The following is a 10,105-nucleotide window of genomic DNA, read 5'->3' on the forward strand; positions in this document are numbered from 1 at the left end:
TAGTTGGTTTATTATGTGTTTTTGTATGGTAAATAATTAATTAAGGCGTTCCTCGTTTCTCGATTATTGAAAGTTCGGTTCTCGAAAAGTGATATTTATTCTTCCATTTTTATATTTGGAATTTCTAAGTAAACTATGAGAATATTTTGTTTGACAATAAGCTCCCATAATAAGCAAACTGCCATCTGCTAAATCTAAGTTATATACTTTATTATTTATTTTATCTTTAAAGCTAAACTCTCGTTCTTCTCCTAAACTTATAGAAGGTAAAATCGTGTTATAACCTGATGTTTCTTGATCACTATGATATGGAGCGAAATAATTTCCATCAGGATAATAAAGACACATAGCAAGTTCAAATTCTTTATTTAAAAAGCGTTCAACTTTTTCTTTTAATTTATTCATTGGTCCATCCCATTTAAAGCATTTTCCGTGAATTTCTTCTGGGTGACTATTTTGCTTGATTAGATTTTCAGATGCAAATAAAATTTTAAAACTATCGGTTTTAATCAATTTACCTCCAGCTTGAATAATTAAACGAGATTGATCTAATTTGTACTTATTAATCAATATGGAATAAATTTCTTTAGCTTCTTCATTATTTAAAAAATCACTTATATAATTAGCAGTACAATTTAAAGGTAGTTCCATCTGTAATTTTATTTAATAGTATTTAAAGTTTATTTCTAATGAATTACGGTATTAATCTTCAATTAGTTCTTAAATATATTTAAAAAATTGAATTAACTTTAATTTAAAAGTTACACTTTTATAATTTTAACTTAAAAACTTTTTATGTTTTACCTAAAAAATAGATAAAAGCAATAATGTACAATTATATCAAAATATTTCATATTCAAGTTTTGGTTCATTACTAACTTTATATCGAGTTTTAATAATAATTGAATCTTTTAAATTATCAGAAATTTCTTTGATTATTAATGGAACAGTCAAGCCGCTCTCATTTATTCTGATTTTTTCATCTTTAAACACTTGTATCTCAGTAAGAATAACAAGTTGACTACATTCTTTAAGTTTTTCTTTTGAGATTACAGTTTCCTTTTGAGAGAATACGGCTCCTTTTGTTGAATGATTTTCTATTTTGAGATCAGTAAAAAAAGATTGTTTGCTGAGTTCAAATATTTTTTTTTCTTTCTGGAAATTTTTTATTTGCAATTCTTCAGATGAAATTTCTAATTTTTTTAGTCCTAAAAATATTTCAATTTTTTCAGGAATAAAAATCGAATTTAAATTTGCTTGTTGCATCAAATTTAAAAATATTGAAAATTGTTGTTCTTTTGCTAAAGCATTTTGCATCGTTTCACTGATGATAATATCCGGTATTTCATCAGTCAATTGGTATTTTGTAGCATCTTCGTTTAACATCTGTATATCGTAGTGTTCCAAACACAATTCTGATATTACAGTTTGTAAAATTTCAAAGGTTAAAGGATTTACTTCTATTAACGTATATTTAATTTTTCGTTTAGGATATCTAAGAATTATTGGAAGTAATAATGTTGCAAAAGGCCCAGTACCTGCATAGAGAACATGAATTGATTCTTTTTCATTTAGTTTTTCTATTATAGCTTGGTTTATTCCTCTAATAAACTGTCTCGTCCTGATTATATCGTCAATGCAATTTGCTGCCCATAAAGCACCTAATGCTTTACCATTATCAAAAAAAATATCACTGCGTCCATTTTCAGTATCCAACTCTTGGCCACTTATTCTATTTAAAAGATTCTTATATTCTTTTGATGCATTTATTAATTTTAAATAATCAATATTATCCTCAAAATATTCTGAAGTTACACGAATTAATTCTGTTTGTTTATCCATTTATTGAATTCTATTTATATTTTTTTAGGAAAATTCATCTTTTATAAAATTTGAAAGTAAACTATATTGATTATTGTTTTCGAAATTATAAAAAAAATAGTTTATAATTTTCTAAACGGAATCGTAAATAATTTCTTTTAATTTATTATGTTTAGATGAGTTTTTTTTATTCTTTTTCATCTACTTTATTATAAAACCAACATAGCAATTAAATTAGTTTTATTTATTTCAAAATTATTTTCAAATCAATTAATAAAAGATAGTAAATCAGATTTTAAAAGTATAGTTTTGGAAATTTTATTTTTTAAAATAAATTGGAAGATTATAAAATTACCAATATATTTACATTATTCAAAGTTATTTTTGATTTATTTACTAAAATTAAATAGTCTATTTTTAAATATTTTATATGAATCATTTAAAAAAGCCATTAGACATTAATAATAGCACCTCAATTTAATTAAGAAAATTAAGAAAGCAAAAAAGTCTTTTTAAAACATGGTGGCTACATACTATAAAAGATGAAAAAACCTATATATATAATTGGCACAGGACTATCTCACAACGGTTCTGCAGTATTATTGAAAGATGGTCATATATGTGTTGCTGTTGAAAAAGAACGTTTAAGTAGAATTAAGCATGATGGAGGCAATGATACATTAGCTATACAATACTGTTTAGAAGCGGAAGGAATTGAATTAAAAGATGTTAGTTTAGTTGTACAAAGTGCAAATTTTGACATTCCAAATAGAGAACGATTTAAAGGGAAAAGAATTTTTTCTGAAGAGAATAATATTAAAATAATTACAATTTCACATCATATTGCACATGCTTATAGTGCTGTAGGAATCTCTCCTTTTTCTGAGTGTGCAGTTATTGTTATTGACGGCTGTGGAAGTCCATTAAATCAATACTTAGAATTACACCCAGATCAACTTTCAAATATTGATTCAATTTTTATTAATGAAACTCAAATGCTGTGTGAAAAAGATAGTTTTTATCATTTTTATGACAACAAATTAAATCCACTTTTTAAAGATTTTAGCAAAATGGAGGAATTAACAAATGAATATATAGAAATGCCTACAACAAAGCATTCTATTGGAGGATTTTATGCTGCTATTAGTAAGTATATCTTTGGAGATATTGAAGACGTTGGTAAATTGATGGGACTTGCTCCTTATGGCAAATCTAATAAATTTAATTTTGAAGCTTTTGAGTTTGTTTCTGAATGTTTGTTTGTAAAAGATGAATGGAAAAATAATTTTACCAATCCATCAAAAGGCTACGATTATTTTATGGAGCATTTCTCTTATTATGCCGATGTAGCCAAATGGGCTCAAGAACAGGTAGAAAAAGCAGTGTTAAGTTGTATAAATTTTCGATTAAAAAAATTCCCACATAAAAATTTATGCTATAGTGGAGGTGTAGCACTTAATGCAGTTGCAAATTCAAAATTGCAAGATTCATTACCCAATCACAATATTTTTTTCGAACCTGCAGCAGGTGATAATGGTTTAGCTATAGGTTGTGCATTTTATGGTTGGATATCATATTTGAAAATGCCAAAATTACCACATGATGGAAATACTTGTTTTGGAAGGAAATACATTCAAGAAGAAATAGATGAAGTAGTAAACAGTGAAAGGAATAAAGATTTAAAAAAAAAGATGTATTTTAATGAACAAGAATTAATTAAGTATTGTGCCGAAAAATTAAATAGTGGAAAAACTGTAGCATGGTTTCAGTCGGGTTGTGAATTTGGTCCCAGATCTCTTGGCAGGAGAAGTATACTTGCGCATCCCGGCATTGAAAACATGAAAAATCATATTAATAATAATATAAAATTCAGAGAAGATTTTCGTCCTTTTGCTCCCGCAGTTTTAAATGATAAAGTTAATGATTACTTTGAAGTTGGCAGAGAAAGTCCTTACATGATATTAGTTGATAAAACTCGCTCTAAATATACAAAACAACTTGTTAATGTTACACATTGTGATGGCTCAGCTCGAGTTCAAACTGTAAATGACAAATGGAATTCAAAATTCTCAAAATTAATTGCTGAATTCTACAAATATAGTGGCATTGCAGTATTACTTAATACTAGTTTTAATAAAAAAGGAATGCCTATAGTTGAGACGCCATTTGAAGCCATTGAATTATTTAAAGAAACAGCCCTAGATATATTAGTTATAGAAAATACGGTAATCGAAAAACAAACTATTGTTTTTTAATTTGTTTGTTCGGGTGTAAAAGAATTATTTTTTTAAATTATTGATTAATTCTTTTGCTATTGGTAAAATCATTCTCTCTAATTCAGAAATTATAAGTTTTTTTTGATTTTCAGTAATAATAGGAATGGGCTTAGTAAACTGATTAATTTTAGCTTCTTTAAGAAAGATATTATCTGTCCAATCATTTCTAATTCCATCAATAACAAGATGTATACGATCAGTTTGTCCTCCATTTTTTACAGAGTGCAAAAAATTAGCATTTAAATACCAACACTCACCTTCGTTCATAATTAACCTTTTGTTATCTAAAATAAAGATAACATCTGAATTCGTAATTATTGGAATATGTAATCGAAATGCACCATCTTCATAACCTAAACAATGATCTGTATGTGGTTTAATTTCTGCTCCTGCACCAAGATTTAATAATCGAACAGCTGTTTTTTGAAATAAAAAACTATCAATAATTTCTTTAATATAATTACAATAATCTAAAACATCGCTGGCTATAAAATCCTCTTTAATGCATGAAAAAGCATTAATATTAGTAGAAGAGCCGCCGTTAGACATTAGTGCAATAGAAGTCCATTTCCCACTATAATCATTAGTATTGTAGTGGTCTATCCATTTATTTTTTAATAATTTATTGGTTTCAATTTTTAATTGTTCTTTATCAAAAACAAATGGGAATTTAATTGAACGTACTAATTTATCCATAATTTAATCTCTTATCCATTTTTGCATTACCGGAAAAGCTTCTTTATTTTCTAAATTAGCTTTGATGTCTCCTAATGTTAATCCAGCCCATTCTAAAAAAGGTAAGCCAATATAGTTTGCATTGGTAAAATTTGAAATGAACCATTCTGAATTTCCTTTATAACCATTAGAATGAAATACAAAAGAGGGGTCTAGGTTTAGATAAGTAAGTGCCGCATAAGACCATAATATTGCAGCAATTTCTTCACCCTGTGTAGGCCATTTTCCATTATTAAGATTTCTTTCTATTTGTTTTCTACTTTTACTGTCGGTAACAGCCAAATGGCCTGCTTCATGAAGCAAATCGCCTGGATTTTCTAATTTTTCAAAATCTACATAAATACAATTTGAACCTAATGCAAGACCGGGCAAAAAAGTGGTTGAATCTAATTGTTTTTCGATAATTTGTATTCCAATATTTTTTAAAAAAAGTAATACTTTTTCTATTTCAGAGTTGTTGTTTTTTTTATTAGACATAATTATTAAGAATTAATAATGCAACAAATATCTTATTTTTTTATATTTTTTTCAGAAATTAATATGTTTTTTTATTTTTTTTTAATAAATTTGTTTTAAACGTTAAACATAAGAATATGTCAACAGATCCATTTATAGGTGAAATTAAAATTTTTGGTTTCAATTTTGCACCAAGGAATTATCAAACATGCAGTGGTCAAATTCTAGCTATATCACAAAATACGGCATTATTTTCATTGCTAGGTACTACATATGGAGGTGATGGCAGGACAACTTTTGCTCTTCCTGATTTAAGAGGAAGGGTGGCGAAAAATCAAGGACAAGGACCTGGTCTTGCTAATTATACTATGGGTCAAAGCGCAGGAAGTGCATCAGTAACATTACTAACATCAAACTTGCCTTCTCACAATCATCCAGCGAATGGAATAACTGCACATCTTCCTGTTGCTAATGGTGTTGGTAATTCCAATTCACCTACAGGTAATTATCTAGCTCAAGCTCCTGTAGACATGTATTCTACTGCTGCTACTGTAGGTGAAACCTATGGAAGTGCATTGCCTGCTACTGGCGCAACAGGAATAGCAGGGTCATCAACTCCTTTCAATATAGAAAATCCTTATCTTGTAGTTAATTATTGTATTGCTTTATTAGGGATTTTTCCAAGTAGAAATTAATAACTTAAAACAAGAAAGATGGCAACAGATCCATTTATAGGTGAAATTAAAATATTCGGATTTAATTTTCCTCCAAGAGATTTTGCAGCATGCAGTGGTCAACTTTTATCTATATCACAAAATACGGCATTATTTTCTTTGTTAGGCACAACATATGGAGGTAATGGTAGTACAACTTTTGGTCTTCCTGATTTAAGAAGCCGTGTTCCAGTTGGTTCAGGCTCTAGCTATGCTTTGGGTCAAATGTCAGGAGCTACATCTGTTACTTTATTAACATCTAACTTACCTAATCATAATCATCCTGCATCTGGAATTTCTATAAACATACCTGTTTATAGTGGAGGAGCAGATACAGATAGTCCTGAAAATGCTTTCTTAGCTAATACTTCTTCCGGTTTATATGCTGGTACAACAAATGATTCTGCAGCTCCGGTTGTAGTTTCAGGAATAACTGACAATACAGGATCATCAATAGCTATACAAATAGAAAATCCATACTTAACTTTAAATTATTCGATTGCTATATATGGATTATTTCCAAGTAGAAACTAGTTGGACACTTTCCCAATAAATTAAAATTTAATAAAATGCAAAAAATTGGAATTTTATTGCCTAGTTCAACTTATTATGAAACAATTAGTTTTGATTTGTACGAGGGCCTGCGCTCTGGGTTAAATCATTTTGGATTAAAAGATGTTAAAATTATTATTGAAAATATTGGATTTGGAGGTGATAAGCAACAATGTTACAGAGGTGCTGAAAAATTATTGTTAGAGGAAAAAGTTACAGTAGTTATTGCTTATATTGGTCATCGAACAGCACAATTGCTTAGACCACTTTTTCTGGCAGCTAATAAATTTTTAATTGTCTTAGATTCGGGTGCAAATTTACCTTCTGAATATCCTGCTTGTCCAAATATTATTTACCATTCTTTACAAAATTCACTTGGTGCATGGCTTGCTTCAAAACAAGCAATAGAAGATGGTTATTTTTCAGCAGGAATGGTTACAGGATATTATGACGGTGGATATCTTCAAACTTATAGTTTGTGTAATAGTTTTGAACAATCTGGAGGTAAGATTTGTTTTAATCACGCTACGGGATATAGAGAAAATGATTTTACTATGGAACCATTAAAAAAACATTTGGAAGATTTTCCAAAATGCGCACTATTAAGTCTTTTTAGTGGAGATTTTGTTCAATGGTATTTTTCAGGAATTAAAGATTGGGTTTCAAATAATGAAACAACAATTTACTTATCTCCTTTTAGTTTCGAAGAAACAATGTTACAAAATGCAATTTTTCCAAATTGTAAAATAAAAGGTATAGCAACATGGTCTAAAAACATAGAATCTGAAGAAAACAAAGTATTTATAAATGCAATTAAAAAAGAAGGAAGAACTCCTAATTTATTTTCATTATTATCATGGGAAAGCGTACAAATTATAATAAAATTATTCGAACTTTTAAATAAATACGATAACAATATTTCTTTGACAATTTCAGATCTATTAAAATTTGAGTTTGTTGGTCCAAGAGGAAAAGTAAGTTTTAATACGAAAACAAACACATCTATTGCACCATTATATTTAGCAGAAATAATTCTTAATGAAGAAGATGGTATGTCTAAAGTTAATATAGTTTCAGAAATAAAAGATACAAATCAAAATTTTGAAATATTGAGCGAATTAGAACTTAATTCTTCAATTTCTACATGGTATAATAGTTATGTATGTATTTAGACAGATAGTAGTGTTATGAGTATTCAAAAAAAAATACTAATTTTATGTGGAGGTAAATTTGCTTTCAAAGCGATTGAATTACTTGCTTTTGAACATTATTTATGTGGAATTGGAATTGGAAAAAGTTCTAGTATATACATTGAAGCATTAGAAAAGGAATCAGAAAATAATAACTTAGATTTTAAATCTTTTCCAAACAAGAATAGTATTTCTGAAATGAAATCATGGCTTGAAAATTTGAAACCAGATTTTATATTTTCAATAAACTTTCCCTTTTTAATACCTGAAGATGTTCTATCATATGGTAAGGAGAAGTTTATAAATTTTCATCCCGGTCCTTTACCTTATTATCGTGGTGCGATGCCAATTTTTGAAGTTCTTAAAAATCAAGATAAACTTACGGCAATTAGTGTTCATTTTATGAATTCAAAATTTGATGAAGGTCCTATAATATTTGAAGAGCCTGTTAAAATTGATAAAAATGATACTTATGGTAAATTAGCTATTAAACTTAGTAATTACACAGCACAAATCGCACTAAATATGGCTAATATGGTTCAATATGCAAATGAAATACCAAGTTCTAAACAAGATCTTAGGGATGCATATTATTACGAAAAGCCAGAATTAAACGATACATGTATTAAATGGAAAAGCATGGATTCTGAAGAAATAATAGCATTAGTAAATTCATGTAATCCCTGGAATATAGGTGCCGACACTTCTTTTGAAGGAACTCATATTAAAATAATTATTGCATCCATTTATAATCAATCGCATCAAAATACAACACCAGGAACAATTCTTAGAATAACTGAAGACAAAAATATTGCTGTTGCTTGTTCTGATGACAAACAAATTTTGATAGAGGTATTAAAAACTGATTATGGAATAATTAATGCTAAACAATTCAACTATCAAAAAAATATTTTAGGAAAAAAATTTATATAATTATGAGAAGAAGACAATTCGTTAGAAACACGGTTATTTTCACAATGGGAACTTTAGTTATACCAGAAACTAATGTTTTTGCGTCAATTAGTCAAAAAGAATCTAATACTATAGACTTAAAACCATTTGCAGTTTCGATAGAAAAAATTTTGATTAGTGGTTTTATAAAAGATTTCGAGACACTTCAGCCAATTCCCGATGCTAAGATGATTGTGTCGGTAAAAAGAAACAGATTTTTTCCTACTTACAGAAAATTAGAATCAAAAAATGGTTCTTATACTATAAATTCAGGATTCACCGCTTCTGGTAAAATTTCTGAAAAACTTGAAATCAAAATAACCGCTGATGGTTATAAGGATTATAAAGGTTACCTATATTTAACTAAAAATGGTTGTAATTTGCATAGTAGTGAATGGGATTATAATCCTAATTTTTTCACTGATTATTGTCCTAAAAACTCCAAATCAGTTGATGAGATCATTTCAAAGTTCAACTTTCATTTATTAAAAGAATTAATTTAATAACACAATTATGAATTATAAAATTACATTTATATTTTTACTTTTTAGTACTTTCTGCTTAAAGGTAAGTGCCCAAACTCAATTTTGGAGTGATACTTTTGAAACTTCTCCCACAAGTGGTACTAGGATTCCTGAAGTAAATGGTGGAACAACTTCAAGTTACTTTAGACTAACTGATGGATCTACTATTTCACAAGTAGTACCATTTACTAGCAAAGAAGGGAACTCTTTTTGGGCAGGTGAAGATCACAATGGCCCAGGAACTGGCTTTCCTTCTGAAGGGTCTACACCTGCAAGTAATCCTTTAAATGAACTTCAAATAGAATGGACAGGTATTAATATTTCTGGAAAATCAGATTTAAGTTTTAAAGGTTTAATTGCAGCTGCAAGTACAAATGAACCTTGGGACAATCAAAATGCTTGTATTAGTGGTGTAGGAACTACTAATACAGATTATATTATTATTGAATATAGTATTGATGGCGGTGCGTTTGTAAATTTAATTAGTTTTTACAACAGAGGTAGTGCTTCTGGAACGGGAGACAAATATCTATTTGAAGACACAAACAATGATGGTTGTGGAGATGGCACACAATTAACAAATGTATTTGGAGAATTTACAAAGAATCTTGTTGGTACAGGGACTACAATGAGTTTACGTTTACGTGTTTTCTCTGAAGGAAATAACGAAGAATGGGGAATTGATAATTTTAGACTATTTGAAGTACAAGCGTGTAATGTTTCATTAATAGCTTCATCACAAACAAACGTAAGTTGTTTTGGAGGCTCAAATGGAGCTGCTGCTGTAAGCGCAGCAACAGGAGGAATAGGACCATATACATATAACTGGACACCAGGTAACCCAACAGGTGATGGAACAACATCTGTTACTGGCTTAACCGCAGGAA

Annotated in this window: 11 protein-coding genes; 7 read left to right on the forward strand and 4 right to left on the reverse strand. The window is 28.8% G+C overall.

Annotation, left to right across the window (positions count from 1 at the left end; translation table 11 throughout):
* Positions 1-63 precede the first annotated feature (63 nt).
* Together GFJ99_RS05075 and GFJ99_RS05080 are read right to left on the reverse strand one after the other, a co-directional pair.
* Positions 64-651 carry an alpha-ketoglutarate-dependent dioxygenase AlkB gene (locus tag GFJ99_RS05075; RefSeq protein ID WP_153207794.1) on the reverse strand — a complete coding sequence of 196 codons (588 nt, stop codon included), beginning with the start codon at positions 649-651 and terminating at the stop codon, positions 64-66.
* 189 nt (positions 652-840) lie between these two features.
* Positions 841-1,842, reverse strand: coding sequence for a hypothetical protein (locus GFJ99_RS05080; protein ID WP_153207795.1), 1,002 nt, complete (start codon positions 1,840-1,842; stop codon positions 841-843).
* Positions 1,843-2,363: 521 nt separating this feature from the next.
* Here GFJ99_RS05080 and GFJ99_RS05085 point away from each other — a divergent pair.
* Positions 2,364-4,076: a carbamoyltransferase C-terminal domain-containing protein gene (locus GFJ99_RS05085; RefSeq protein ID WP_153207796.1), complete on the forward strand. Its 1,713-nt coding sequence runs from the start codon at positions 2,364-2,366 to the stop codon at positions 4,074-4,076.
* A 24-nt stretch (positions 4,077-4,100) separates the two neighbouring features.
* Here GFJ99_RS05085 and GFJ99_RS05090 read toward each other — a convergent pair whose 3' ends face one another.
* The gene (locus GFJ99_RS05090) at positions 4,101-4,793 is read right to left on the reverse strand and encodes an aspartyl/asparaginyl beta-hydroxylase domain-containing protein (RefSeq protein ID WP_153207797.1); all 693 of its coding nucleotides are present in this window, start codon (positions 4,791-4,793) and stop codon (positions 4,101-4,103) included.
* A 3-nt stretch (positions 4,794-4,796) separates the two neighbouring features.
* Positions 4,797-5,309 carry a hypothetical protein gene (locus GFJ99_RS05095; RefSeq protein ID WP_153207798.1) on the reverse strand — a complete coding sequence of 171 codons (513 nt, stop codon included), beginning with the start codon at positions 5,307-5,309 and terminating at the stop codon, positions 4,797-4,799.
* Between the two features lie 116 nt (positions 5,310-5,425).
* Here GFJ99_RS05095 and GFJ99_RS05100 point away from each other — a divergent pair, with 116 nt between their 5' ends.
* From GFJ99_RS05100 to GFJ99_RS05125, 6 genes are all read left to right on the forward strand, one after another.
* Positions 5,426-5,983 (forward strand): phage tail protein, encoded by a 558-nt coding sequence (locus GFJ99_RS05100; RefSeq protein ID WP_153207799.1) that lies wholly within the window; start codon positions 5,426-5,428, stop codon positions 5,981-5,983.
* Positions 5,984-6,001: 18 nt separating this feature from the next.
* Positions 6,002-6,535 (forward strand): phage tail protein, encoded by a 534-nt coding sequence (locus GFJ99_RS05105; protein WP_153207800.1) that lies wholly within the window; start codon positions 6,002-6,004, stop codon positions 6,533-6,535.
* 35 nt (positions 6,536-6,570) lie between these two features.
* Positions 6,571-7,725: an ABC transporter substrate-binding protein gene (locus GFJ99_RS05110; RefSeq protein WP_153207801.1), complete on the forward strand. Its 1,155-nt coding sequence runs from the start codon at positions 6,571-6,573 to the stop codon at positions 7,723-7,725.
* 15 nt (positions 7,726-7,740) lie between these two features.
* A complete protein-coding gene (locus GFJ99_RS05115; protein WP_153207802.1) occupies positions 7,741-8,676 on the forward strand; it encodes a methionyl-tRNA formyltransferase in 936 nt (311 codons plus the stop codon).
* A gap of 2 nt (positions 8,677-8,678) precedes the next feature.
* A complete protein-coding gene (locus GFJ99_RS05120; protein ID WP_153207803.1) occupies positions 8,679-9,197 on the forward strand; it encodes a hypothetical protein in 519 nt (172 codons plus the stop codon).
* A 10-nt stretch (positions 9,198-9,207) separates the two neighbouring features.
* Positions 9,208-10,105 (forward strand): SprB repeat-containing protein (locus GFJ99_RS05125; protein WP_153207804.1); only part of this gene is annotated, 898 nt, incomplete at its 3' end.

It is taken from the genome of Flavobacterium sp. LMO6 (genome assembly GCF_009495795.1).
Lineage (GTDB): Bacteria > Bacteroidota > Bacteroidia > Flavobacteriales > Flavobacteriaceae > Flavobacterium.